This is a genomic window from Streptomyces sp. NPDC006012, from assembly GCF_042871185.1.
Taxonomy (GTDB): Bacteria; Actinomycetota; Actinomycetes; order Streptomycetales; family Streptomycetaceae; genus Streptomyces.
On record NZ_JBIAIE010000002.1, the window covers coordinates 87,848 to 110,160 of the forward strand.

Annotated in this window: 27 protein-coding genes; 11 read left to right on the top strand and 16 right to left on the bottom strand. The window is 70.4% G+C overall.

What is annotated here, in order from left to right:
- The first annotated feature begins 152 nt into the window (after positions 1 to 152).
- Positions 153 to 503, top strand: a complete 351-nt coding sequence (locus ACFYPJ_RS04555; protein ID WP_389010391.1) for a hypothetical protein — start codon at positions 153 to 155, stop codon at positions 501 to 503.
- Positions 500 to 670: a hypothetical protein gene (locus ACFYPJ_RS04560; protein ID WP_389011643.1), complete on the top strand. Its 171-nt coding sequence runs from the start codon at positions 500 to 502 to the stop codon at positions 668 to 670. Before ACFYPJ_RS04555 ends, ACFYPJ_RS04560 begins: the two co-directional genes overlap by 4 nt.
- A gap of 331 nt (positions 671 to 1,001) precedes the next feature.
- On the opposite strand, the gene ACFYPJ_RS04565 is transcribed toward ACFYPJ_RS04560, so the two are convergent.
- Together ACFYPJ_RS04565 and ACFYPJ_RS04570 are read right to left on the bottom strand one after the other, a co-directional pair.
- Positions 1,002 to 2,462 (bottom strand): aldehyde dehydrogenase family protein, encoded by a 1,461-nt coding sequence (locus ACFYPJ_RS04565; protein ID WP_389010394.1) that lies wholly within the window; start codon positions 2,460 to 2,462, stop codon positions 1,002 to 1,004.
- Positions 2,463 to 2,651: 189 nt separating this feature from the next.
- Positions 2,652 to 3,476: a helix-turn-helix domain-containing protein gene (locus ACFYPJ_RS04570; RefSeq protein ID WP_389011578.1), complete on the bottom strand. Its 825-nt coding sequence runs from the start codon at positions 3,474 to 3,476 to the stop codon at positions 2,652 to 2,654.
- Between the two features lie 335 nt (positions 3,477 to 3,811).
- Here ACFYPJ_RS04570 and ACFYPJ_RS04575 point away from each other — a divergent pair, with 335 nt between their 5' ends.
- Positions 3,812 to 4,303 (top strand): ATP-binding protein, encoded by a 492-nt coding sequence (locus tag ACFYPJ_RS04575; protein WP_389010397.1) that lies wholly within the window; start codon positions 3,812 to 3,814, stop codon positions 4,301 to 4,303.
- Between the two features lie 111 nt (positions 4,304 to 4,414).
- Here ACFYPJ_RS04575 and ACFYPJ_RS04580 read toward each other — a convergent pair whose 3' ends face one another.
- From ACFYPJ_RS04580 to ACFYPJ_RS04595, 4 genes are all read right to left on the bottom strand, one after another.
- Entirely contained in the window at positions 4,415 to 4,633 is a 219-nt protein-coding gene (locus ACFYPJ_RS04580; protein WP_389011580.1) for a DUF397 domain-containing protein, read from the bottom strand.
- Positions 4,634 to 4,830: 197 nt separating this feature from the next.
- On the bottom strand, positions 4,831 to 5,307 hold the full coding sequence (locus tag ACFYPJ_RS04585; RefSeq protein ID WP_389010400.1) for an SRPBCC domain-containing protein: 477 nt from the start codon (positions 5,305 to 5,307) through the stop codon (positions 4,831 to 4,833).
- A complete protein-coding gene (locus ACFYPJ_RS04590) occupies positions 5,304 to 5,657 on the bottom strand; it encodes an ArsR/SmtB family transcription factor (protein WP_389010402.1) in 354 nt (117 codons plus the stop codon). Before ACFYPJ_RS04590 ends, ACFYPJ_RS04585 begins: the two co-directional genes overlap by 4 nt.
- A gap of 24 nt (positions 5,658 to 5,681) precedes the next feature.
- Positions 5,682 to 6,053, bottom strand: a complete 372-nt coding sequence (locus ACFYPJ_RS04595) for a VOC family protein (RefSeq protein ID WP_389010405.1) — start codon at positions 6,051 to 6,053, stop codon at positions 5,682 to 5,684.
- Between the two features lie 201 nt (positions 6,054 to 6,254).
- Between ACFYPJ_RS04595 and ACFYPJ_RS04600 the strand changes: the two genes are divergently transcribed.
- Both ACFYPJ_RS04600 and ACFYPJ_RS04605 read left to right on the top strand, forming a co-directional pair.
- Positions 6,255 to 6,746: a hypothetical protein gene (locus ACFYPJ_RS04600; RefSeq protein ID WP_389010408.1), complete on the top strand. Its 492-nt coding sequence runs from the start codon at positions 6,255 to 6,257 to the stop codon at positions 6,744 to 6,746.
- A 252-nt stretch (positions 6,747 to 6,998) separates the two neighbouring features.
- Positions 6,999 to 7,517 carry a DUF4232 domain-containing protein gene (locus ACFYPJ_RS04605; protein ID WP_389010411.1) on the top strand — a complete coding sequence of 173 codons (519 nt, stop codon included), beginning with the start codon at positions 6,999 to 7,001 and terminating at the stop codon, positions 7,515 to 7,517.
- A 230-nt stretch (positions 7,518 to 7,747) separates the two neighbouring features.
- Here ACFYPJ_RS04605 and ACFYPJ_RS04610 read toward each other — a convergent pair whose 3' ends face one another.
- Entirely contained in the window at positions 7,748 to 8,932 is a 1,185-nt protein-coding gene (locus ACFYPJ_RS04610; RefSeq protein ID WP_389010414.1) for a DUF2786 domain-containing protein, read from the bottom strand.
- A gap of 203 nt (positions 8,933 to 9,135) precedes the next feature.
- On the opposite strand from ACFYPJ_RS04610, the gene ACFYPJ_RS04615 reads away from it, so the two are divergent.
- On the top strand, positions 9,136 to 9,900 hold the full coding sequence (locus ACFYPJ_RS04615) for a Clp protease N-terminal domain-containing protein (RefSeq protein ID WP_389010417.1): 765 nt from the start codon (positions 9,136 to 9,138) through the stop codon (positions 9,898 to 9,900).
- A gap of 150 nt (positions 9,901 to 10,050) precedes the next feature.
- Positions 10,051 to 11,736, top strand: a complete 1,686-nt coding sequence (locus ACFYPJ_RS04620) for a bifunctional 3'-5' exonuclease/DNA polymerase (protein ID WP_389010420.1) — start codon at positions 10,051 to 10,053, stop codon at positions 11,734 to 11,736.
- A 26-nt stretch (positions 11,737 to 11,762) separates the two neighbouring features.
- On the opposite strand, the gene ACFYPJ_RS04625 is transcribed toward ACFYPJ_RS04620, so the two are convergent.
- Positions 11,763 to 12,656 carry a glycosyltransferase family 2 protein gene (locus ACFYPJ_RS04625; RefSeq protein ID WP_389010422.1) on the bottom strand — a complete coding sequence of 298 codons (894 nt, stop codon included), beginning with the start codon at positions 12,654 to 12,656 and terminating at the stop codon, positions 11,763 to 11,765.
- 358 nt (positions 12,657 to 13,014) lie between these two features.
- The gene (locus ACFYPJ_RS04630; RefSeq protein ID WP_389010425.1) at positions 13,015 to 13,698 is read right to left on the bottom strand and encodes a TetR family transcriptional regulator; all 684 of its coding nucleotides are present in this window, start codon (positions 13,696 to 13,698) and stop codon (positions 13,015 to 13,017) included.
- 151 nt (positions 13,699 to 13,849) lie between these two features.
- On the opposite strand from ACFYPJ_RS04630, the gene ACFYPJ_RS04635 reads away from it, so the two are divergent.
- On the top strand, positions 13,850 to 15,289 hold the full coding sequence (locus ACFYPJ_RS04635; protein ID WP_389010428.1) for an aldehyde dehydrogenase: 1,440 nt from the start codon (positions 13,850 to 13,852) through the stop codon (positions 15,287 to 15,289).
- Between the two features lie 113 nt (positions 15,290 to 15,402).
- Here the strand turns inward: ACFYPJ_RS04635 and ACFYPJ_RS04640 are convergent, their stop codons facing one another.
- Positions 15,403 to 16,170 carry a class I SAM-dependent methyltransferase gene (locus ACFYPJ_RS04640; protein ID WP_389010431.1) on the bottom strand — a complete coding sequence of 256 codons (768 nt, stop codon included), beginning with the start codon at positions 16,168 to 16,170 and terminating at the stop codon, positions 15,403 to 15,405.
- A 263-nt stretch (positions 16,171 to 16,433) separates the two neighbouring features.
- Between ACFYPJ_RS04640 and ACFYPJ_RS04645 the strand changes: the two genes are divergently transcribed.
- Positions 16,434 to 17,459: a 6-phosphofructokinase gene (locus ACFYPJ_RS04645; protein ID WP_389010434.1), complete on the top strand. Its 1,026-nt coding sequence runs from the start codon at positions 16,434 to 16,436 to the stop codon at positions 17,457 to 17,459.
- An 8-nt stretch (positions 17,460 to 17,467) separates the two neighbouring features.
- Here the strand turns inward: ACFYPJ_RS04645 and ACFYPJ_RS04650 are convergent, their stop codons facing one another.
- The 3 genes from ACFYPJ_RS04650 to ACFYPJ_RS04660 all read right to left on the bottom strand — a co-directional run bounded on the left by ACFYPJ_RS04650 (position 17,468) and on the right by ACFYPJ_RS04660 (position 19,201).
- Positions 17,468 to 17,905, bottom strand: a complete 438-nt coding sequence (locus ACFYPJ_RS04650; RefSeq protein WP_389010437.1) for a hypothetical protein — start codon at positions 17,903 to 17,905, stop codon at positions 17,468 to 17,470.
- A 314-nt stretch (positions 17,906 to 18,219) separates the two neighbouring features.
- Positions 18,220 to 18,498, bottom strand: coding sequence for a hypothetical protein (locus ACFYPJ_RS04655; protein ID WP_389010439.1), 279 nt, complete (start codon positions 18,496 to 18,498; stop codon positions 18,220 to 18,222).
- An 82-nt stretch (positions 18,499 to 18,580) separates the two neighbouring features.
- Positions 18,581 to 19,201 (bottom strand): hypothetical protein, encoded by a 621-nt coding sequence (locus tag ACFYPJ_RS04660; protein WP_389010442.1) that lies wholly within the window; start codon positions 19,199 to 19,201, stop codon positions 18,581 to 18,583.
- Between the two features lie 467 nt (positions 19,202 to 19,668).
- Between ACFYPJ_RS04660 and ACFYPJ_RS04665 the strand changes: the two genes are divergently transcribed.
- Entirely contained in the window at positions 19,669 to 20,145 is a 477-nt protein-coding gene (locus ACFYPJ_RS04665) for a hypothetical protein (protein ID WP_389010444.1), read from the top strand.
- Positions 20,146 to 20,352: 207 nt separating this feature from the next.
- Positions 20,353 to 20,640, top strand: coding sequence for a hypothetical protein (locus ACFYPJ_RS04670; protein ID WP_389010447.1), 288 nt, complete (start codon positions 20,353 to 20,355; stop codon positions 20,638 to 20,640).
- A gap of 292 nt (positions 20,641 to 20,932) precedes the next feature.
- Here the strand turns inward: ACFYPJ_RS04670 and ACFYPJ_RS04675 are convergent, their stop codons facing one another.
- The 3 genes from ACFYPJ_RS04675 to ACFYPJ_RS04685 all read right to left on the bottom strand — a co-directional run bounded on the left by ACFYPJ_RS04675 (position 20,933) and on the right by ACFYPJ_RS04685 (position 22,280).
- On the bottom strand, positions 20,933 to 21,277 hold the full coding sequence (locus ACFYPJ_RS04675) for a hypothetical protein (protein WP_389010449.1): 345 nt from the start codon (positions 21,275 to 21,277) through the stop codon (positions 20,933 to 20,935).
- Between the two features lie 204 nt (positions 21,278 to 21,481).
- Positions 21,482 to 21,760, bottom strand: a complete 279-nt coding sequence (locus tag ACFYPJ_RS04680) for a hypothetical protein (protein WP_389010452.1) — start codon at positions 21,758 to 21,760, stop codon at positions 21,482 to 21,484.
- Between the two features lie 178 nt (positions 21,761 to 21,938).
- A complete protein-coding gene (locus tag ACFYPJ_RS04685; RefSeq protein ID WP_389010454.1) occupies positions 21,939 to 22,280 on the bottom strand; it encodes a hypothetical protein in 342 nt (113 codons plus the stop codon).
- Positions 22,281 to 22,313 lie beyond the last annotated feature (33 nt).

Below are 22,313 nucleotides of genomic sequence, written 5' to 3' on the forward strand. Positions count from 1 at the left end.
TTGTGACAAATGCTCTGTCACACGCTTCCCTCTGGCGAGCCTAGCCCCGACAGCTCCAGGCTGTAACCGCATCGCCACACAAAGCGAAACCCCCGCGACCGCGCGACCGGTCCGGGGGCATGGCCGCCAATGAACAGAAGGAAGTTGACGACGTGAGTCACCGTATCGCCCGCCGTCTCCTGGAACCGCTGCTTCGTCTCTTTCTGCCCGGGACGGGACGTCGACGACGGAGCAGCACGACCAGTAGGGAATGGGAGGAAGACCGTCCGGCCGTCACCGCGCCCGTCGGCGCCGGCGGGCCTGCGCCTCGCAAGGAGACCCATCCGCTGTGCGGTGAGGACCACGCTCTGGTCCGCCCCTACCTCCTCGCCCACGAGCGACGCCAGGACGCACAGCGCCAGGAAGTACGACGTCAGCGAGCCCGGCGGCGTGCGCTCTGGCTCGCCGTGCACGGCATCGACGTCGGACCGCGCGTGATCCACGGCGTGGAGGTGTCGGCATGAAGGACGGCATCGCCCGGCCGACGCGGCTGCTGCCCTGGACGGGTCCGGAGGGCAAGCCCTGCTATCTCGCGACGGACGGAACGACCCGTACCGACGGTCTCTCCCGGGTCGCCGACGCCGTCGAGAGCGTGCAGCTCGGCATGGCCGGTGACCTCCTCGGTTCCTGATCAGCGAGTTGAACCGGTCCCCCTCTCGGGCACGTTGTCCGATGCAAGGGTCACGGGGAGTTGACGGGCCGAGTTCCGGGCGGCACGTCCGGCACGCCGCGATCTCCGTCGACGTCCGTATAACCAACGGCAAGGGACAAGGAATCCGCCACCGCAACAAAACAACGGATACAACGGACACTCACCGGGCGGACCAGGTCAGCAGTCTCGCCCCGCACGCGGCCGATAACGCCATTTCTTCCGCTTTCCGAGCGGAGTTCTCGCCCGTCCCGTTCCAAACGGGCACGCTCGGAAAACGAATGGCATCTGCGACAGTTTCGGGGTCATGGGGTCAGAACGGGAACCGACTCCTGCCGTGCTGCACCGAGATCCACTTCAGGGTGGTGAAGGCGTCCAGCGTCGTCTCGCCGTTCAGCCGGCCGAGGCCGGAGTGCTTCTCGCCGCCGAAGGGCACGATCGGCTCGTCGTGCACGGTGCCGTCGTTCACGTGGAACATGCCGGTGTCGATCCGCTTGGCGAACGCCACTCCGCGCTCGATGTCGCCCGTGTGCACGGCGCCGCTGAGGCCGTACGGAGTGTCGTTGGCGATCCGGACCGCCTCCTCCTCGCCGTCGAAGGGCACGAGGAAGACGACCGGGCCGAAGATCTCCTGCTGGAGCAGGGCCGAGTCGGCGGAGAGGCCGGTGAGCACGCTGGGCTCGACCAGGTTGCCGGTGACGGCGCCGCGCACCAGGGCCGTGGCGCCCTCGGCGAGGGCCTGCTCGACGGTGGCGGACATGGCGGCGGCCTGGGTGGAGTTGATCACCGGGCCGATGACGGTCTGCGGGTCGCGCGGGTCGCCGGCCTTGAGCGTCCTGACCTTGGCGACGAACTTCTCGGTGAACTCGTCCGCGACGGAGCGGTCCACCAGGACCCGGTTCGCGGCCATGCAGACCTGGCCCTGGTGGACGAACCGGCTGAAGACCGCCGCGTCGACCGCGTAGTCGAGGTCGGCGTCGTCCAGGACCACCAGCGCGCTGTTGCCGCCCAGTTCGAGCACCGAGCGCTTGAAGTTCGCGGCGCAGACGGAGGCGACGTGCCGGCCGACCTTGTCGGAACCGGTGAAGGAGATGACCTTCGGGACCGGGTGCTCGATGAAGGCGTCGCCTATCTCCGCTATGTCGGTGATGACGACGTTGAACAGACCGCCCGGCAGCCCCGCGTCCTCGAAGATCTTCGCGAGCAGGGTGCCGCCGGCGATCGGCGTGTTCTGGTGCGGCTTGAGCACCACGCCGTTGCCCAGGGCGAGTGCCGGGGCCACCGATTTGAGCGACAGCAGGAACGGGAAGTTGAACGGGCTGATCACGCCCACCACGCCCACCGGGATCCGGTAGAGGCGATTCTCCTTGCCTTCGCCCGGCGAGGGCAGGATCCGTCCCTCGGGGCTCAGCGCCAAGTGGATCGACTCGCGCAGGAACTCCTTGGCGAGGTGCAGTTCGAAGCCCGCCTTCACCCGCGTGCCGCCCAGCTCGGCGATGATCAGGTCGGCGATCTCCTGCTCACGGTCCTCGATCAGCCTGAGCGCCCGCTCGAAGACTCCGCGACGGGTGTACGGACTGGTCTCGGCCCACTGCTTCTGGGCCCGGGCCGACGCCCGGTACGCCTGGTCGACCTCGTCGACGGTGGCCACGGTGATCGAGGCCAGCTTCGTGTCGTCGTACGGATCGAGGTCGATGACGTCCCAGGCTCCGGTGCCCGGGCGCCACTCACCGTCGATGTACTGCTGGGCCAGGTCGGTGAAGTAGGACGACATGTGATCCCTCGATCCCCTCGCTGCCGGAGCAGCCGCTCAGACACCCAATCAACTTCACGGTCTGTTCACGTTCACGGCCGGATGACACTGATCACACGTCATCGTACTTGTGTTGATTGTGAGTTGGGGTGGCGCCTGGGAACAGGATTTCCCGCGGAGGGCGGATCCGCACGGGCGGACAGGGCGGAATCAGGACAGTTGGAGCAGCCCCCGCAGCAGATCACGGCTCTCGTCCGGCCCCGGGCTGTCCTGCTGCAACTCCTTGAGCGCGTGCTCGTACTGAGTGACGTCCTCGCGCTTGTCCAGATACAGCGCGCTGGTGAGCTGCTCCAGATAGACCACGTCGGACAGATCGGACTCGGGGAAACTGAGGATGGTGAAGGCGCCGCTCTCACCGGAGTGCCCGCCGAGACTGAACGGCACGACCTGGAGACGTACGTTGGGCCGCTCGGAGATCTCGATCAGGTGCTGGAGCTGGCCGCGCATCACCTTCCGGTCGCCGTACGGGCGGCGCAGGGCGGCCTCGTCCAGGATGATGTGGAGGTCGGGCGCGCTCTCGGAGACGAGGTACTTCTGCCGCTCAAGGCGCAGCGCGACGCGCCGCTCCACGTCGGCGACGCTCGCTCCCTTCATACCGCGTCGCACGACCGCCCGGGCGTACTCCTCGGTCTGCAACAGCCCGTGCACGAACTGCACCTCGTACACCCGGATGAGGGAGGCGGCACCCTCCAGGCCCACGTAGGTGGGGAACCAGTTGGGCAGCACGTCGGAGTAGCTGTGCCACCAGCCGGCCACGTTCGCCTCCCTGGCCAGGGAGAGCAGCGACTCGCGCTCCGCCTCGTCAGTGATGCCGTACAGCGTCAACAGGTCTTCCACATCCCGTGTCTTGAAGCTCACCCGGCCCAGCTCCATCCGGCTGATCTTCGACTCCGAGGCGCGGATGGAGTACCCCGCGGCCTCGCGTGTGATGCCGCGGGACTCGCGCAGTCGCCTGAGTTGCGAGCCGAGCAGCATGCGTCGCACCACCGATCCGGGCTCTCCCGCGCTCACGTTCGCCAGCCTCCCCAGCCGTCTACAAGCCCCGAAGTCTGCCACTAAAACACTTCGAGCAGTACTCGTCCGGTTACGGAAAGGGAAAGGACATCAAAGCTTTCCCGCAGGGTGGCGCAAGAGTCAGGTGAGCCAACGTACGCGAAGGTGGCGGAAAAAATGGCCAACAAGTAGTACGTGAGGGCTCATTTCGGTCCCGTGCACGTGCATCTGCCCTTGCATCTGCTCTGCGCATCCGAAACCATGGTCCCGCGCCACCGCTGCATCGCAACGACCGCGAATTCCCGGGAGTGCCTCGCATGGGGACGAATGGATCGACCATGCTCAAGCCGCTACGGCAGGGCCTTCCTCCGCTGGACCCCGCGGCCGTGTCCAGCGCCGCTTCCTGCGCCCTGCCACCGCGGTACGAAGCCGTCCGCGAAGCCCGTCGGTTCACCCGTGGCACCCTTGACCAGTGGGACGTCGGCGACCGTTTCGACGACATATGCCTGGTCGTCTCGGAGCTGGTCACCAACGCCCTGCGGCACACGCTGCCCGGCGACCCCGGCACCGACCCGTCCGCGGCGGTGCGGCTGCACCTGATGCGCTGGACCGAGCGGCTGGTGTGCGCGGTACGCGACCCCAGCCACGAGACCCCGGTCCCGCACACCTCCGAGGACTACGTGGCCGAGTCGGGGCGCGGCCTGTTCCTCATCGAGTCCTTCAGCGACAGCTGGGGCTGGCACCCGCTCGCGGGCACCCTCAGCGGCAAGGTCGTCTGGGCGATGTTCCGGCTCCCGCCGGTCGATTGACACGACCGCGCCGCCAGAGGGCGTTCCTCTACGCGCGTTCCCAGCCGTTCACCCACACGTGTCAACACCGGCCGGCCCGGCCCTGGACGACGTCCGCGCCGGGCGCCCGTGTCAGCCCGCTATCAGGTGGTCGAACTCGCCGTTCTTGACCCCGAGCAGCATCGCCTCGATCTCCGCACGCGTGTAGACGAGCGCGGGACCGTCGGGGAAGCGCGAGTTGCGCACCGCCACGTCCCCGCCCGGCAACCGGGCGAACTCCACGCAGGAGCCCTGCGAGTTGCTGTACCTGCTCTTCTGCCACGCCACTCCGTCCAGCTGCGTGGCAGCCATGCCGTTGTACACGTCGTACCCCCCGTACACGCCGTCAACGTCGAGGTTCACAAGCTGCTCCCCGCTGGTGCACTGGCTGGTGTGGCCATTGATGCAGTGGTCAACTGACCGGGATCATAACCCTGATCATGTGCAGATGCATGGGCAGATGCACGTGCACGGAACGTGCCCTTCCGGTTACAGCTTTGACGCCCCCTTTACCGAAGCCCCTCAAGCGTGTGCCCCAGACTTCGCATGACATGCGTCCGCCAGCCCCCGCCCATGATCTTCCGCGCCAGCATCTGCGCCGGGTCGTCCGGATCGAATCCCTCGTGCACTAGGAACAGACGCGTACCGCGCCCTTCCTGTTCCAGTGTCCATGTGATGGTCCAGTCCGCGGGATTGGCGGGATCGGTGTCGACCCACCTGACGGACAGCATCCGCTCGACGTCGTAGGCGAGAACCTGCACGTCAACGACGCCGGAGAAGCGGGAATTGGGGCGCGGGACGGACGTCATCCGGTACCGGTGGCCGACTTCGAGGCGGAAGTCCTGCGAGCCGGGCATCTGCCACTGCACGAGCAGTTGGGGCTCGGTGAGGGCACGCCAGACCTTGGCGGGCGGGTGCGGAAGGAACTGGTCGACGCGGACGGTGGTGAGGTCGTCGGCGTCGCCGTCCGGGGTGTGCGCATTCATGGGCGGCCCTCGTCGGGCAGGCGGTCGAGCAGTTCACCGAGGCCCTTCAGGCGGTCGCGCCAGAACACCTCGTACGGGTGAAGCCAGTCCTGCAACTCGGCGAGCGGCGCCGCCTCCAGGCGGTAGATGCGCTGCCGGCCGGAACGCTCCTCGGAGACCAGGCCGGCCCCCCGGAGCACCTTGAGGTGTTCCGAGAGGCTGGGACGCCGTATGGCGAAGTGGTCGGCCAGGGCCTGGACGGGCTGCGGTCCGCCGTCGCGCAGCAGGCGCAGCACCTCGCGCCGGGTGGCGTTGGCGAGCGCGGCGAAGACGCGGTCCTCGGTGTCCTCACGGGCCCCGGTCGTCGTCATGCGTTCCTTCCCGTCCCTTCCCGCCTAGGACTGAGCCTCCGCGAGCAGCATCAGAGCGTTGCCGTCCGGGTCCCGGAAGGAGGCCATCCGGCCCCACGGCAGGTCGTCCGGGCCCTGCACGGCGGCGCCCGCCTCGGCGAGCCGCGCGCAGTCGGCGTCGACATCGGTCGTCACCAACATGATCCCCCGGGTCGAACCGGGTTCGAAATCGCCCATGCCCGGCCCGGAGAGCGTGAAGACGGTCTGGGCACCCTCGGGGGCGACCTGGAGCCAGCGGCCCTGCGGCATGTCCAGGTCGGCGGTGACCCGGAAGCCGAGCACACCGGTGTAGAAGCGCAGGGCCCGGTCCTGGTCGGTGACGGGGAGTGTGACGAAGGAGGCGTGTGTGATGTTCATGCACTCGATGATAGGTAGGAGATTCCCTACACGTAAACCGTAGGGAATCTCCTACGTGTTTTTATGGGGGTGTCACAGAGGTGGGCGTGTCACAGAGCAGGTGCGTCGCGGACACCTGCCCGACCTACGGGAGTCCTCCTGGTCGGTCCTGATAGCTTGCTGCGGTCGTTCGGCAGGCCGGCTACAGCTTGGGAGCTTCCAGTGACGTGGGCGACTAGGACGGTGCGGATCGCGGCCGCGGCCGCGGGGCTGACGGGGGCGCTCACGCTGACCGCGTGCAGCCGCGGCGGTGACTCCGCGAGCGGCAGCACGCCGCGGTCGGGCACATCGGCGGCCACCGGGTCCGCGTCGGCCACCGACGGCGCCAGGGCCTCGTCCGGCACCTTGCAGGGCAGTTGGCTCACCACGAGCGGCGGCAAGGCCGTGGCCCTGGTGGTCACCGGCAAACAGGCCGGTCTCTTCACGACCGGCGGGTCCGTGTGCAGCGGGACGGCCGGCGAGGAGTCGGGCATGCAGATGATCCACCTGACCTGCACCGGGGACACGAACGACCGGGAGACCGGGATGGTCGACTCGGTGGGCGGGGACACCCTGAAGGTGACCTGGTCCGGCAAGCTCGGCGCTGAGACCTACACCAAGGCGGAGGGCGGCAAGCTCCCTGAGGGGCTGCCGACGGGGAACCTCGGTTCTTGAGGGGCCCGGTCACGGGGGCCGGTCACGGGGCGCTGTCTGTTCGTGCAGATTCTCGGTCCGTGCAGGTTCTCGGTCCCTGCGGGTTCCCGGTCCGTGCGGGTACGGGTTTTTGAGAGCCTGGTTCTTCAAAGCTCGGTTTCTGATCCATGGCCGGACTCTTGCCCGCGATCCGGAGGGCCGCGTGACGAGAAGCCCGCGCCACGCGTGATGATGCTGGCTACACCGTCACGACCTCGACAGGAACCCACACACATGCGCGTCATTCCGCTCAGCGTCACCCTCCTCGCCGCTGCCCTCACCCTGACCGCCTGCAACGACGGGGGCGGCTCCACGAACAGCAAGGGCGACTCGGGCTGCAAGATCGGCGGGGTGTCCGTGCAGATCGGGTCGGCGAGTGTGGCCCCGGGCGCCGGTGACACGGGCGAGGTGCCCGTGAGCATCACCAACCAGAGCGCCCCGTGCACGCTGGACGACTTCCCCGGCGTCGAGCTGGTCACGGGCGGCAGCAAGGTCGCCGTTCCCGTCAACGAGGGCGCGAAGGCGCAGAAGCTGAAGCTCGCCAAGGGGGACTTCGCGGCCTTCACGATCACCTACGTGCGCGGTGCGGCAGGCGACGGGACCAGCCTGGCGGCGAAGACGGTGGAGATCAGCCTGCCCGGCGCGAAGGACACCGAGAGCTTCCCGTGGTCGTACGGCCCCGTCGCGGGCAAGGGCGGTTCGGACAAGGTCCCGAACGCCTCCGTCAGCGCCTTCCAGCAGAGCGGCGACTGAGACCGGCAGACGCGGGGCGGGCGGGCCCGGGCTGCATGTGGGCGCGGGCGTGACCCGGGCTGCGATCAGGCGTGGTGCGGGCTGCGAGTTCGCGTGGCGCGGGCTACGCGTAGGCGTGGCACGTGCTCGGAGGGGACGACCCGGCGAACGGAAACCGGCAGACGGAAACCGCCGGTCAGGACCCGGCGAACGTAACCCAGAACGCCCCGGACCGGCCGGATCCGCCATCCTCACTCCAGCCCGGTCCGGGCCGCGACCTGGGCCCGGTCCGCCGCCCGTCGGCCCTCCGTCCAGCCCGCCGCGTCGCTGACGCCGCGCAGACGGGTCGAGGTCGTCCGCGGGAACATGCGCTCCAGGTGCTCGCTGACCGCGACCTCCCGGGTGGCCAGGACCGGGAGCAGGTCGGGGGCGGCCTGGGTCGCGGCGGCGGCCGTGAGGCGGTCGCCGACGCGGTGCGCATAGGCCGCGAGGAACGACTGCCGGAAGGTCTTGGTCCGCTTGCGTCCGCCCGCCCGCTGCGCCGCCTCCGCCTTCGCCATCGCGCGTGTGGCCTGCACCAGGAGCGAGGTGTAGAGCAGTTCGACCGCTTCCAGGTCGGCCGCGAAACCGACGACCGTGGAGAAGCCGAGCGACTCGTCCCACACGGCACGGCAGTGGTTCGCCGTGGCGACCGCGTCCAGCAGCACCGCCTTGGCCTGCTCGTACGGCGGCTCGACGCCGATCCGCCAGGCCCCGGGCGCGTCCGGAGCGGGTGCCTCCGCCGCCAGCAGCGCTTCGTCGACGCTGTGCCGGGCCATCAGCTCCTGCGCCTTCGCGCTCAGCGCCTCCGCCTCCTCCGGAAACCCGGTCGCCTCAGCCTTGGCGAGCAGCGCGCGGATGCGGGAGAGCATGCGGGCGGCCGGGCGGCCCTGGTCCGGCGCCGCCGCCCCGTGCGGGTCCCCCGGAGTGCCCGGACCCGGACCCCGCGGAGCGCCCGGACCCCGCGGAGTGCCCGGGGGATCCGCCAGCGGCTCCAGGGCGGGCAGTCGCAGCAGCAGCCGGTACAGCTCCAGGACGGCGGTGGCATGCGAGAAGCGGTCCGTCCCGTGCTCCGGGGCGGCCGGGAGGGCGGCGAGCTGTGCCGCCCAGCGCGGACCGCGGGGACGGTCGGCCAGCGCCTGCGCCCGGATCAGTACCGCGGCCAGCCGGACGTGCGCGTCCTCCAGGTCACGCCGCACCATCCGTACGACGTCGGCGGGCTGCCAGCCGCGCCGCCAGGCCGCCGCCACGAACTCCCCGCCGCGCCGTGCGAGTTCGGCGTCCGCGGCGGGATCGGCCGCCAGGAGGGACGCGCCGGCGTCGAGGCCGGAATCGGTGCCGTCGTAGAGGGCCGCCTGGAAAGCTCGCTCCACGGTGCTGGTCGTATTGCTGCTCACCCGTCGATCGTGCCACGAGCCACCGACAGCGGGCCGCCCTGTCCACACCCTGTGGACAACTCCCGCCGCCCGGCCTCCGGTTCACCTCACGACCACCCGGAAACCCAGAAGCGAACCCGTAGGTGTCAGTAGACCCCGGCAGGGCCCGGAAAGAGTGTCAACTCGAAGTTGACACCCCCTCTCTGTCAACCTACGGTTGACACATGACGACCAATTCCGCGGGCAGCACGCCCATCCGTCTCGACGACCTCATCGACGCCATCAAGAAGGTGCACAGCGAACCCCTCGACCAGCTCCAGGACGCGGTGATCGCCGCCGACCACCTCGGTGACGTGGCGGACCACCTGATCGGCCACTTCGTCGACCAGGCGCGGCGCTCGGGCGCCTCCTGGACCGAGATCGGCAAGAGCATGGGGGTGACCCGGCAGGCGGCCCAGAAGCGCTTCGTACCGAAGGAGTCGGCCGACCTCGACCCCAACCAGGGGTTCAGCCGCTACACCGTGCGCGCCCGGAACGTGGTGATGGCCGCCCACGCCAAGGCCAAGGAAGCCGGCAACACCGAGGGTCTGCCCGAACACCTCGTCCTCGGTCTGCTCACCGAGCCGGACGCCCTCGCCGCGAAGGCGATCACCACACAGGGCGTGTCGCTGGCGGCGGTCGGCGAGGCGGCGGGCGCGGCACTCCCGCCGGCCGCCGACCGGACCCCCGAGCTGATCCCCTACGGCGCGGGGGCCAAGAAGGTCCTGGAACTCACCTTCCGCGAGGCCCTGCGGCTCGGCCACAACTACATCGGCACCGAGCACATCCTGCTGGCCCTGCTGGAGCACGAGAACGGCAAGGGCGTGCTCAACGGCCTCGGCATCACCAAGGCGACGAGCGAGCAGTACATCGCCGAGGTGCTGGCGGTGCTGGTTCGGGAGCGGGCGGAACAGCAGGACGCACCGGAGACCGAACCGGAGAAGGGCTAGCCGGAGCCGAAGGACCAGACGTGCCCGAAGGGCCAGCGGGACCGAGGGATCGGTGAAGCCCGAAGGAACAGAAGGGCCAGAAGGGCCAGAAGGGCCACTGAAACCGCAGGTCGCGGTGGATTGTCAGACCTCCCTGCCACACTCTGCGACATGACCGATCGGTGGGCACTCGCTCCGGCCGAGGACGGTGGCGTGGACGTCGCCCCCCTCGGCCCGGACGGGCTGCCCGCCGGTCCGGTGCGGCGGGAGCCCGATCTCGCCGGGGCGGTGCGGGACCGCCCGGAGGTGACGCGCTGGGTGTGGCGGTCGACCCCCGAGGTGTACCCCCGTCTGCTCGCCACGGGGGTGCGAGTGGACAGGTGCTACGACATCGAGGACGCCGAAACACTCCTGCTGGGCCACGAGGGGCGGTACGGCGAACCACGCTCGGCGGCCGCCGCCCTGGCCCGGCTGCGCGGCGGTCCCGTGCCGCCCGATCCGCCGCTGCGCCCCGCCGAACCGGGCGCGCAGTCACCGCTGTTCGAGCCACAGGGCGCCCGCCTGCCGCTCGACGACCTGCTCGCGGTCTACGCCGACCAGCAGCGCCGGCACGGCAGGACCGCCCGGCCCGACCGGATGCGGCTGCTGACGGCGGCCGAGTCGGCCGGGATGCTGGTGGCCGCCGAGATGAACCACGCGGGTCTGCCCTGGCGGGCGGACGTGCACCGCGAGGTGCTGGACGGCCTGCTCGGGGAGCGGTATCCGGGCGGGGGCGAACCGCGCCGGCTGGCCGAGCTGGCGGACGAGGTGTCGGCCGCCTTCGGGCGGCGGGTGCGGGCCGATCTGCCCGCCGACGTGCTCAAGGCGTTCGCCCAGGCCGGGATCAAGGTGAAGTCCACCCGCCGCTGGGAGATCGAGTCCGTCGACCACCCTGCGGTCGCACCGCTGCTGGAGTACAAGAAGCTGTACCGCGTCTGGGTGGCGCACGGCTGGACGTGGTTGCAGGACTGGGTGCGGGAGGGGCGGTTCCGGCCCGAGTTCCTGGCGGGCGGGACAGTCACCGGGCGCTGGGTGACCAACGGCGGGGGCGCGCTGCAGATCCCCAAGGTGATCCGGCGGGCGGTGGTCGCCGATCCCGGCTGGCGGCTCGTCGTGGCCGACGCCGACCAGATGGAACCGCGCGTGCTGGCCGCGATCTCCCGCGATCCGGGCCTGATGGAGGTGGCGGGACGCCCGGCCGATCTGTACCAGTCCGTCTCCGACCACGCCTTCTCCGGCGACCGCGAACAGGCCAAGCTCGCCGTGCTCGGCGCGGTCTACGGCCAGACCTCCGGCGACGGCCTGAAGAACCTCGCCGCGCTCAGACGCCGCTTCCCCAGGGCGGTGGCGTACATCGACGAGGCGGCCCGGGCGGGTGAGGAGGGCCGGCTGGTGCGGACCTGGCTGGGACGGACCTGCCCGCCCGCGGCCGGGTCCGGGAGCGCCGAGGAGGCGGGTCTCCCCCAGGACGACGACCCGGGCGAGCAGGCCGACGAGGGCTGGGCGCCGGGGTACGCCTCCACCAACGTGCGCGCCCGGGGCCGGTTCACGCGCAACTTCGTCGTCCAGGGCAGCGCCGCCGACTGGGCTCTGCTGATGCTCGCGGCGCTCCGCAGAACCTGCGCGGGCATGGCCGCCGAACTGGTGTTCTTCCAGCACGACGAGGTGATCGTGCACTGCCCCCGGGAGGAGGCCGACACCGTCGTCGCGGCGATCGCGGAGGCGGCGGAGACGGCGGGGAAGCTGACGTTCGGCGAGACACCGGTGCGGTTTCCGTTCACGACGGCCGTGGTGGAGTGCTACGCGGACGCCAAGTGAGCGGGGGCCGGTCAAGCCGGGCCCGGTCAGATGACGGGCGGGCGGCCCAGCCGGGTCAGCCGCCACACCGTCCGCCACCGCATGGGCCGACGCTCACCGGCCGGTTGCCGCACCCCCTCGACGAACCCGCCGAACCAGGCCCGTAGCCCGGCCGCCGACCGAGTGCGGAGGAGGGTGAGCAGCGTCCACACCGCGAGATGGACCGGGATCAGCACGAGCGGCAGCCGGCGCCGGGCCAGCCAGACCCGGTTGCGGGCGGTCACCCGGTGGTAGATGGCGTGCCGGGCGGGTGAGGTCTTCGGGTGCCGCAGGAGCAGTTCGGGCGCGTAGAGGATCTCCCAGCCGGCATCGGCGGCCCGCCATGCCAGGTCCGTCTCCTCGTGTGCGAAGAAGAACTCGGCGGGCCAGTCCCCGGTCTGGGCCAGCATCGCCGTGCTCAGGGCGTGCGCGCCGCCGAGGAAACCGGTGACGTAGCCGCCGCGCATCGGATCGGAGGTACCGACCCGGGGTACGTGCCGCTGCTGGGTCTCTCCCTTCTCGTCGGCGATGCGGAAGGCGACGATGCCCAGCCGGGGGTCGGCGGCGTACAGGTCCCGCACGCGGCGCAGCACATCGGCGTCGACGAGCAGCCCGTCGTCGTCCAGTTCGACGACCACGTCGATGTCGCCGTACTCGCGCAGCCGGGCGAGCGCGACGTTGCGGCCGCCCGGGCAGCCCAGGTTCTCCTCGACGTCCACGGTGGTGACCTCGCCGGGCAGTGACAGCCGCCGTGCGAACTCGGGCAGCCGGCACCCGTTTCCGACGATCACGATCCGGGCGGGGGCGAGGTCCTGCTTGGCCACGGATTCCAGCAGGGCATCGACCTCGGCGGGGCGATTTCCCATGGTCACCACGGCGACGGCGATCCTCGGCTCCACCACGTCTCTCACCCCATCCGGCCGACGGCGGCGCCCGCGCCCGGCCGCGCGGCGCCCACCGTTCACCAAGATGTTGCCTCAGATCCTCCGATACCTCTGACCCAGCTTCACTTTCCCGCCCTTTTACTCCCCTTTTGCTGTCGATTTTCCGGCGGGGATCCTGCCGGGTTTCCAGCCGGGACCCCAGCAGATTCCCCGGCCGGAGCCCAACCGGATTTCCGGCCAGGGCCCAGCACGACTTCCCGCCGGGACTCAGCACGACCTCCGGCCGGGACTCAGCAGGGTTTCCGGCCGGGACCCAGCACTGCTTACGGCCGTGGCCCTCTGGCTCCACGACCGTCACACCCGCGCGTCGCGCCGGTCAGGGAGCCACGCGGCCCCGCAGCGCGTTGGTGAGCAGCTCGATCATGCGGCTGAAGCGGGCGGGGAAGTCGACGTGGGCGGCGAGGAGCGCGGGATCCTCCACGGCCGCGGTGACGGTGGGTCCGGGATGGGCGAGGGGCCACAGTCCCGCGATCAGTACGCTGGTCGCCGAGGCCAGTTCCTTCGCGGCCGCCGGGTCCAGGCCCGGGACACGGGCGTGGATGAGGTCGGCGAGCCGGTCGTTGTTGTCCAGCGCGTCGCGCTTGAAGGTACGGACCGTCTCCACCGAAACCGTCCGCTCCAGCACGCTGGCCAGCACACTCGCCAGCTCGCACAGCACCGGACGGGCGGCGAGCGAGGCGGCGTACGCATCGGCGAACCGTCGGGTCGCCGTCGGCCCGCCGTCCTCCGCGTCGACGGGGGCGAGGTCCGCCGGGAGCGAGTCCAGCCAGGCGCGGTACTGCCGGTTGAAGAGTTCCAGGAACACCGCCTCGCGGTTCTCGAAGTACCGCAGCACGTTCGAGGTGGCGATCCCCGCCTCCCGGCCGATGTCGCGCAGGGTGATGTCGGCGACCTGCGCCTTGCTCAGCAGGCACCCGGCCGCGTCCAGGATCGACTGCCTGCGCAGTTCCCGGTTCTCCGGGCTGCGCGCGCGAATGAACCCCTGCCCGGTCTCGCCCATGACCCTCTCTCCACGCCCCGGCTACGCCGCTCGCCGTGTCACTGCGGTCAGGATACCGGCCGCGCTCGATAAGAGAACTGCGTTCTGTTATGATCCTTGGCGTAAGAGAACGACGTTCGGCTAACTGCCCGAACCGGTTTGGGAGGACATCGTGATCACGTACGACAAGCTGCTCGTGGGCGGCGTCTGGACCACCCCGGCCACCAACGACGTCCTGCGGGTGCACTCCCCGCACGACCAGTCCCCGGTGGGCGTGGTGCCGCAGGCGTCCCGCGCCGACGTGGACCGCGCGGTGGCCGCGGCCCGTGAAGCCTTCGACCACGGGCCCTGGCCGCGGCTCTCACCCGAGGAACGCCGCGAGGTGATCGCGCGCTTCAACGAGCTGCACTCCGCGCGCGCCGACGAACTGGCCGCGCTCATCACCTCGGAGAACGGCTCGGCCACCTGGTTCACCACCTGGCTGCAGCACAGCCTGAAGGACTCCGTCGACGACTTCATCGACATCGCGGCGGGCTTCGACTGGGAGACCGGTCTGCCCGCACCGGACGGCCACCGCACCGTGGTGCGCCGCGCTCCCGTGGGGGTCGTCGCGGCGGTGATCCCGTGGAACGCTCCGCACCAGTCGGCCCTGGTCAAGATCGTCCCGGCACTGCTGGCCGGCTGCACGGTCGTCCTCAAGCCGTCGCCCGAGACCGCCGTGGACGGTCTGCGGCTCGGCGAGATCCTGGCCGCGGCGGGGTTCCCCGAGGGTGTGGTCAGCGTGCTGCCCGCCGAACGCGAGGTCAGCGAGTACCTGATCGGACACCCCGGCATCGACAAGGTCGCCTTCACCGGCTCGACCGCGGCCGGCCGCCGTATCGCCGCCGTCGCCGGCGGCCAGTTCAAGCGGGTCAGCCTGGAGCTGGGCGGCAAGTCCGCCTCCATCGTCCTGCCGGACGCGGACGTGGACCGGGTCGCGGCGGGCCTGAAGGGCCTGTCGCTGGGCAACAACGGCGAGGCGTGCATCGCCCACACCCGCATCCTGGCCCCGCGCAGCCGCTACGCCGAGGTAGTCGACGCCGTCGCCGCCATGATGAGCGGCCTCACCGTGGGCGACCCCGCGGACCCCGGCACCTGGATCGGCCCCATGGTCAAGCGGGCACAGCAGCAGCGCGTCCAGTCCTACGTCGAGGCCGGCCTCGCCGAGGGCGCCCGCGTGGTGGTCGGCGGCCCCGGCGCACCGGACACCCCGGGCCTGGAGAAGGGCTTCTACGTCCGTCCGACCCTCTTCGCCGACGTCGCCAACTCCATGAAGATCGCCCAGGAGGAGATCTTCGGCCCGGTCCTGGCGGTCATCCCGTTCGACACCGAGGACGAGGCCGTCGCCCTCGCCAACGACTCCGCCTACGGCCTGTCCGGCGGCGTGTGGACGGCCGACCCGGAGCACGGCCTTGCGGTGGCCCGCCGCATCCGCACGGGCACGTTCTCCGTCAACGGCGCGGCCCGCGACCCGCGCTCCCCCTTCGGCGGCTTCAAGGCCAGCGGCTTCGGCCGCGAGTACGGCGCGGTGGGACTGGGCGCCTACACCGAGTACCAATCGATCGCCGTGTGACCGGGGGCCCTACCGCCTACGGTCTGCCACTCCGCCTGCGACCCACCGTCTGCCACCTGTCCGTCTGCCGCCTGCCGCCTGCCGCCTACCGCCTACCGCCTACCGCCTACCGCCTACCGGTCGGCATACGCCGTGAGCACCGGCTGGAAGAAGCCTGTCTCCTCGGGCATCCGCCACACGGGGTCCATGAACCCGGCAGCGGTCACGAGACCGGCCAGCCGGTCCCGGCCGAGTGCCCAGTAGGCGGTCCGGCGGACCCGGACGCGCCACTCGCCGTCCTCCGGCAGCAGTTGGAAGTGCTCCAGGTCGTAGTGCTCGCCGTCGTCGTGCCAGTGCCAGAGCTGGAAGGTGACGGTCCGTTCTCCCCCGTCCGCGGGCTGGTGGAGTTGCGGAGGCGCCGAAGCGGGACGGGTACGCAGCAGGTCGTCGTAGGGGCGGGTGCTGATCACCAACTGCCCCGCGCTGCGCAGCACGCGGCGCATCTCCGCCAGAGCGGCACCGATGTCCTGCTCCGTCAGCAGATGGAGCAGGGAGTTGTCGGCGCAGATCACGGCGTCGAACCGGGCATCGGGGAACGGGAGCCACCGCATGTCGGCGGCGGCCGCGCGCAGCGTGACGTCGCGCCGGGCGGCCTCCCGGGCTGCGCGGGCGGCGGCACGCGGGCTCAGGTCCGTCCCGGTGACCTGGTGCCCGCGCAGCGCCAGACCGATGGCCTGGGTACCGATGCCGCAGGAGCAGTCGAGCACCGCCGCGCCGTCCCGGCCCATCAGGGCGTGCAGGGCGTTCCCCTGCCGGCGGACGCTCGCGTCCCAGTCCGCGTAGATCAGGTGGTAGTCGTCGGCCAGTTCGTCGTAGAAGCGCGCCACCGAATGCTCGGACATGGCCCGAGGCTACTGCCGCAGCACGGTTCCGCGAAGGCATCCCGCGACATCGGCGGGACGGTCCGCGCAGACCGCGGCAGGTGCTCGGTCGACGTTCTGCCGGTTCTGCCGGAGTGGACCACTCGCCGTGCCGAGCAGGTGGACGGAGGCTGGGAGGGAGGGGAGAGAGAGCCAGGCGAGCGAGGGCGACGAAGCCAGCGAGGAGGCCGCCGCAGACGGACGGGGGCCCGGCCCGATGGGTGCCTGACGCAAGGGAGAAGGCCATGAAGGTCGGCATACTGACCGGAGGCGGGGACTGCCCCGGCCTGAACGCGGTGATCCGCAGCGTCGTCCGCAAGGGCATCGAGCAGTACGCCTTCGAGTTCGTCGGACTGCGCGACGGCTGGCGCGGAGCGCTCCAGAACCGCGTCGTCCCGCTGGACGTGTCCAGCGTGCGGGGGATCCTCCCGCGCGGCGGAACCATCCTCGGGTCCTCCCGGACCAATCCGTTCCAGCACGAGGACGGAATTCGACGGGTGCAGGACACCCTCGCCGCGCACGACGTGGACGCGCTCGTCGTGATCGGCGGCGAGGACACCCTCAGCGCGGCCGCCGGGCTCAGCCGTGCGGGGATCGCCCTGGTCGGCGTGCCGAAGACCATCGACAACGACGTGTGGGGCACGGACTACACCTTCGGCTTCGACACCGCCGTAGGCATTGCGACCGAGGCCGTCGACCGGCTGCACACCACCGCCGAGTCCCATATGCGCACCCTGGTGATGGAGGTGATGGGGCGGCACTCCGGGTGGATCGCCCTGTACTCGGGCGTCGCGGGCGGCGCCAACGTCATCCTCGTGCCGGAGCGGCCGTTCGACATCGACGAGGTCTGCGGGTGGGTGAACAGCCGCTTCAGGATCAACTACGCGCCGGTCGTCGTGGTGGCCGAGGGCGCGGTCCCCAAGGAGGGGAAGATGATCCTCAAGGACGACTCGGTGGACGAGTTCGGCCACGTCCGGCTGTCCGGGGTGGGCGAGTGGCTGGCCCGGGAGATCTCGCGGCGTACGGGCACCGACGCCCGCACCACGGTGCTCGGTCACGTCCAGCGTGGCGGCACCCCGAGCGCCTTCGACCGCTGGCTGGCCACACGATTCGGGTTGCACGCGGTGGACGCGGTCAAGGACGGGGACTTCGGCGTCATGGTGGCGCTGGACGGCACGCGGATCGTCCGCGTCCCCCTCGCCGACGTCACGGGCCGGGTCAAGACGGTCGATCCGTCGCTGTACGACGAATTCGGGGTGTTCTTCGGCTGACCCGCTGCCTAGGGGGAAACAGCGGCATGCAGTTCGGTCACGGTGGCGCCGCCGCCCAGCCGGACGGCTGCCACCGCCGCCTGGTGCAGGTCGCGGCTGTGCCGTTCGGAACGGCACAGAACCGGGCTGCCGGTCATGGTCAGCCACGTCGACGTGCCCGTGTACCTGACCGTCACGTCGGCCGCCCTGCCGTGCCAGGTGGTGTGAACGGTCAGATCGCCCGTGACGATCCCCGCCTCGTCCGTACGAATGCCACCGCTGCCGGTGAAGACCCCCGGCGTCGTCCAGGATGCCCGAACCATGACACCAGCCCTTCCTGTCCGATCCCTCAGATCCGCCTGATCCCTCGGATCCTTCTGGGCCCGCTGATCCGCCCGATCCCTCCAGGCCCTCTGGGACTCTTCCTCCATGATGCCCGATTGCACCATTTTGCCCGGTTCCTTCACGGCATCCGGTTCTTCCGGTCCTTCTGGGATGTCCGGTCGCTCCATGGTGTCCGGCCGGTCGTGTCCGCGCTTGGGCCGCAGGTCCCGATTCCGGGGTACGACCGGACTCGGCGGCGTCCGCGTGACCAGGTCAGGTGCCGAGATCGGGGGCGAGGTCGAGGGGCGCGAGGTCGAGGTCAGAACACCCCGGCTCCGCCGCGCCTACCTCCGAGCCGCCCCCGGGCCGGAAGGGAACGAGGGTGGACGGGACCGGCGGACGGGGTGCGCGGCCCGGAGGCGCAAGGGGGTTCGGCGGCCGGGATCGGCGCGGCCGGTCAGAACGCCTGGCTGTTGCACCCCATGTCCGAACCGAGGTGGCTCTGCTGCGCACCCGGGGACCCTTCGCCGTTCAGCAGGTTGCCGGCCAGGCCGGTGAGGGCGCTGACCCCGCCGAGCACCTCGATGTTCATGTCGTGCGAGCGGCACTCGGTACCCTGCGTGATGTCGAACTCGTCGTGGCCACGCTCACCGCCCGCCAGGGCGGTGCCGCCGCCGAGGGTGCCGACACTGCCGAGGATGGCGCCCACGAGGACTGCCTTGTGAAACATGCGCATTGGTTCTCCGTTGGTCGAGCGGACGGCACATCCGCGTCGGATCGAATCGGGTCGGGATTGCGGAACGAGTGCGGGCGGGTCGTCAGCCGAGTCGGGGAAGCCCGAGCTGGCCGACGGGCGGCGCCGCGATTTGTCCCAGGCCGACCGGCGCCAGCCCCGGAATGCTCGGCGGCCCGACCAGCGGGTTCACCTCGGGGTTCACCTGCGGATTGAACTGCGGGTTCACCTGCGGCGCGACACGCAGCGGGGGCTCCGGGCCGAACGCCTGGGGCACCGCCACCTGCGGGGCGACCTGGGGCATGACCTGCGGCATGACCTGCGGCACCACCTGGGCCGGCGGCGCGGGGACGGCCTGCTGCGGATACACAGGGGCGGCCTGTTGCGGGTACGCAGGGGCGGGCTGCTGCGGATACGGCGACACGTACGACTGTGCCGCGCCCTGCGAGGAGGCCGAGGCGGATGCGTAACCGGTCTGCTGCGGCGCCTGCGCGACGGGTTGCGGGGCAGGTGCCGGGGCTGCCTGCACGACTGGCTGCGGAGCCTGCGCCGGGGCTGCGGCCTGGGGCGCAGGATACTCAGGAGCCGGCGCCGGAGTGGCACTGCCGCCTGCGACGGACGAGTCGGCGGCATGGCTGACGCCACCCCCGATGGACAGACCACTGGCCGCTGCCATGACGAGCGCGACCCTGTGAAGCTTGCGCATGAAACCTTCGGCCCTTCGATACCTGAAAAGGGAAATCCATTGCATTCAGTGCGGTCGCACGCGCGGTCGGTGCGATATTCGCACCGCACCACCAACAGCGGTACTCCTGAGCTGCACGCGGACGTCACTTCGGAGCCGGCAGCGAATTCCCTCATCCCTCTTCAGGTCCTACGGTCGCTGCCCTCTCCCCGTCGGAACGACGATTCCCCGGCCGCGGTCACGGCACCCGAAAACCCGTCACCCATTTGCCGCCCACCGGCCGGATATTGCGCCCCGTACGCCCTTGCGGCAAATGGGTGACCACGGTCCGGCACCCGTATCTGCGTCCGCGCGCACTTCGTTCCCCACAAGGCAAGAGCGATGGTCCAGCGCAGTCGTACGGACCAGCAAGATATGCGACAACTGCGCTGCGTCGTCAGCCATTTCACCAAGTTCCGTCACAAGGTCAATGAAGGGCCGAGGATTCCATGCGCAAGCTTCGCAGGGTCGCGCTCGTCGTCGCGGCAGCCGGCGGCCTGTCCGCCGTCGGCGCCGGCCCGAGTTCCGCCGCACCCGCCACCTACAACGGGGCTGTGCCGCCTCCCGTTTCACAGCCGGACGCCCAGGCAGCCGCGGCCTCCTCCGCCCAGGCGACCGCGCAGACCTACGGCTCGCCGGCCCAGCAGCAGGCGGCCCCGCAACGGGGCACTGAGGTCTCCCCGCAGGTCAACCCCCAGCTGAATCCGCAGATCAGCCCCCAGATCGCACCGCAGCCCCCGCAGCCGGCAGCGGGCGCCCCGGTGACCCAGAACAACTTGTTCCGCCCGTACCAGGAGTGCAGCCCGCAAACCCTGCTCGACGCGAACGTCCCGGTCGCGCTACTCGCCGCCGCCGAGACCAGGGGCGTCGACTGCACCCAGGCCAACAGCCAGTCGAACTCCCTCGCCAGCGCGCAACAGCGCTGACGGCCGGGCGCCGACAGACCGCACGGGCCCGGTGAGGATCGCGACCGACGGGCCCGGCGGTCTTCGCTACGGCTTTCGGGTGCTTCTGCCACGTGATCACAAAAGCGGCGCGTCGCTGCCCGTTTTAGGGCATTTCATACTAATCTCCCGTAATTGTAAAAAGTCGATCTGCCACAGATCGCACCCACTCACTCCACCGGAGATGACATGCGCAAGCTTCGCAACGTCGCCGTCCTGATCGCCGCGCTCGGCAGCATCGGACTCGTGGGCGGCACGGCCCACGCCGACCACGGCAAGGGCGGCGACGACGGCGGCGACAAGTTCGGCATCCAGCAGAGCTCCAACTGCAAGTCGCACGACCTGAACCTTGACCTTCTCGGCGAGGTCGGCCTGCTCAACGGCGTGCTGGGCAACGCCCTGAACGGCGAGGGCAACCCGGGCGCCCAGGCCACCGACATCGGTTCCTCGATGGACTGCAGCAACAGCGCGTTCTGAGGCGACGACCGGCGCGCAGACGCCGGTCGACAAACGGTCCCGGTATCGGCCCGCAGAACCCAAGGGCATGGTGCCGGGACCATTTGTGCGCGTGGTACGCGCCGGCAGGCCCCCGAGAGACGAAGAAGACCGAGAGGTGCTCCTTCGGGCCGGCCGCCGGCAGGGCGAAACGGCGATCCCCGGTGTCCCGGCCAGCGGTCGGGACACCGGGGATCGCCGTTTCCCCACCGGCCCGCATTCCGAAAAGCGAAGAATCGGCCGGGAATTCCGGGAGGGCATTCTCCCAGTGTGCTCAGAAATCGACGTGCGGCTTCTTGAACCCCTTGGGCAGCTTTGCCGTGTTGGAACAGTCCACTTTCTGCCCGACACTGGCGGATCCGCCGCCCATCACCTGCTCCTCCGGAAACACCACGCGCGGACGGTCGGCCATCGAGCAGTCCTGTTCCTGCTTGACGACGTGCGTGCCGTCCTTGTCGATGCGGGTCTCGCTCTTGTGAATGCAGACGGTGCCGCCCTGTTCGGTGCTCTTGCAGTCGTCCGAGGGTCCGTGCGCGTACGCGTGTCCGGCGCCGACACAGAATGCGGCGAGACTTCCGATGAGCCCCGAAACGGTGGCGATCTTCCGCGAAGTGAACATGTGCTGTATTCCTTTACGACGGAGGCCCGGGCGCCTGTGCCGTTGATCGGCGTGCGCCCGGGCCCGAGAAGGTCAGACAGAGAATGCTGCGCCGAGCCACGTCGTCAGCCGCGTCCGACGGCGGGTTTGCCGCAACCCGGACGCGCGACCTGGTGAACCGCCGCGCGTCCGGGCTGCCTTCGCCGATGAGCCCTCGGTACGTCTTTACTCGTCCTCGTCGCCCTGCTGCGGACCGTCGCCCTGCTGCGGACCGTAGCCCTGCTCGGGACCGAAGCCCTTGTGCCCGTCCGGCCCGCCGTGCGGCTGAGCGAAGAAACCGCCCCCGACGGCAACGGCGTTGGCCGACGAGTTGGCCACCGCGGTGACTGGCGCCCTGCCATCGAAACCGCCGTCGAAGCCGCCGGCGGAGCTGACCCCGGCGCCCAGGGCGGACAGCCCCGCGACGGCCACCGCTACGACTGCAGCGCGCTGAAATTTACGCATGGTTCGACCCTTTCTTGCTCAGGCGTCAATGCCTGACTTGACTACTCAACGTGAGCATAACCACACATTTCGTAGTTACTCAGGATCTCTGCGTCGCACATGGCGCGTCGGCCCCTTCTGCCGTATCGGCGCAAGGAGCCGTCGCCCGGAAGGCGGCCGCGCGCGGGACTCAAGGGGCTCAGCCCAACAGGCCGGCCGCCCCCTGCCCGCCGCCGGTGCCGCCCGGCGCCCCCGACGCCGCGGGGGAACAGGTCACCTCGGGCCCGAACCGCGTCGTCCCGTTACCCAGGGCGGCGGGCAGCGTCAGGCGCTGGACCGGCTGACAGGTCTCCTGGTGGGGAACGGCGCCGCCCGCGGGGATCCGGCCTTCGATCCGCTGGGAGCAGGTGACGTTGCCCTGGAGGTCGCGCGTGCAGGTTCCCGAACCGGCACCGACATGCGCCTGGGCGATGCCGGTGCAGGCCACGGCGAGGCCGCCGAGGAGCCCGGAGACAGCCGCGATCTTCTTCCCGCTGAACATGTATGCGTTTTCCCTTTCAGGGACGCCCGAGAA

What these genes read in the sequence shown, in the direction of transcription:
- ACFYPJ_RS04560 (WP_389011643.1), top strand. Translation starts at nt 500, where the DNA reads ATGAAGGACGGCATCGCCCGGCCGACGCGGCTGCTGCCCTGGACGGGT.
- ACFYPJ_RS04565 (WP_389010394.1), bottom strand. Translation starts at nt 2,462, where the DNA reads ATGTCGTCCTACTTCACCGACCTGGCCCAGCAGTACATCGACGGTGAG.
- ACFYPJ_RS04570 (WP_389011578.1), bottom strand. Translation starts at nt 3,476, where the DNA reads ATGCTGCTCGGCTCGCAACTCAGGCGACTGCGCGAGTCCCGCGGCATC.
- ACFYPJ_RS04575 (WP_389010397.1), top strand. Translation starts at nt 3,812, where the DNA reads ATGGGGACGAATGGATCGACCATGCTCAAGCCGCTACGGCAGGGCCTT.
- ACFYPJ_RS04580 (WP_389011580.1), bottom strand. Translation starts at nt 4,633, where the DNA reads ATGGCTGCCACGCAGCTGGACGGAGTGGCGTGGCAGAAGAGCAGGTAC.
- ACFYPJ_RS04585 (WP_389010400.1), bottom strand. Translation starts at nt 5,307, where the DNA reads ATGAATGCGCACACCCCGGACGGCGACGCCGACGACCTCACCACCGTC.
- ACFYPJ_RS04590 (WP_389010402.1), bottom strand. Translation starts at nt 5,657, where the DNA reads ATGACGACGACCGGGGCCCGTGAGGACACCGAGGACCGCGTCTTCGCC.
- ACFYPJ_RS04595 (WP_389010405.1), bottom strand. Translation starts at nt 6,053, where the DNA reads ATGAACATCACACACGCCTCCTTCGTCACACTCCCCGTCACCGACCAG.
- ACFYPJ_RS04605 (WP_389010411.1), top strand. Translation starts at nt 6,999, where the DNA reads ATGCGCGTCATTCCGCTCAGCGTCACCCTCCTCGCCGCTGCCCTCACC.
- ACFYPJ_RS04615 (WP_389010417.1), top strand. Translation starts at nt 9,136, where the DNA reads ATGACGACCAATTCCGCGGGCAGCACGCCCATCCGTCTCGACGACCTC.
- ACFYPJ_RS04620 (WP_389010420.1), top strand. Translation starts at nt 10,051, where the DNA reads ATGACCGATCGGTGGGCACTCGCTCCGGCCGAGGACGGTGGCGTGGAC.
- ACFYPJ_RS04630 (WP_389010425.1), bottom strand. Translation starts at nt 13,698, where the DNA reads ATGGGCGAGACCGGGCAGGGGTTCATTCGCGCGCGCAGCCCGGAGAAC.
- ACFYPJ_RS04640 (WP_389010431.1), bottom strand. Translation starts at nt 16,170, where the DNA reads ATGTCCGAGCATTCGGTGGCGCGCTTCTACGACGAACTGGCCGACGAC.
- ACFYPJ_RS04645 (WP_389010434.1), top strand. Translation starts at nt 16,434, where the DNA reads ATGAAGGTCGGCATACTGACCGGAGGCGGGGACTGCCCCGGCCTGAAC.
- ACFYPJ_RS04655 (WP_389010439.1), bottom strand. Translation starts at nt 18,498, where the DNA reads ATGCGCATGTTTCACAAGGCAGTCCTCGTGGGCGCCATCCTCGGCAGT.
- ACFYPJ_RS04660 (WP_389010442.1), bottom strand. Translation starts at nt 19,201, where the DNA reads ATGCGCAAGCTTCACAGGGTCGCGCTCGTCATGGCAGCGGCCAGTGGT.
- ACFYPJ_RS04665 (WP_389010444.1), top strand. Translation starts at nt 19,669, where the DNA reads ATGCGCAAGCTTCGCAGGGTCGCGCTCGTCGTCGCGGCAGCCGGCGGC.
- ACFYPJ_RS04670 (WP_389010447.1), top strand. Translation starts at nt 20,353, where the DNA reads ATGCGCAAGCTTCGCAACGTCGCCGTCCTGATCGCCGCGCTCGGCAGC.
- ACFYPJ_RS04675 (WP_389010449.1), bottom strand. Translation starts at nt 21,277, where the DNA reads ATGTTCACTTCGCGGAAGATCGCCACCGTTTCGGGGCTCATCGGAAGT.
- ACFYPJ_RS04680 (WP_389010452.1), bottom strand. Translation starts at nt 21,760, where the DNA reads ATGCGTAAATTTCAGCGCGCTGCAGTCGTAGCGGTGGCCGTCGCGGGG.
- ACFYPJ_RS04685 (WP_389010454.1), bottom strand. Translation starts at nt 22,280, where the DNA reads ATGTTCAGCGGGAAGAAGATCGCGGCTGTCTCCGGGCTCCTCGGCGGC.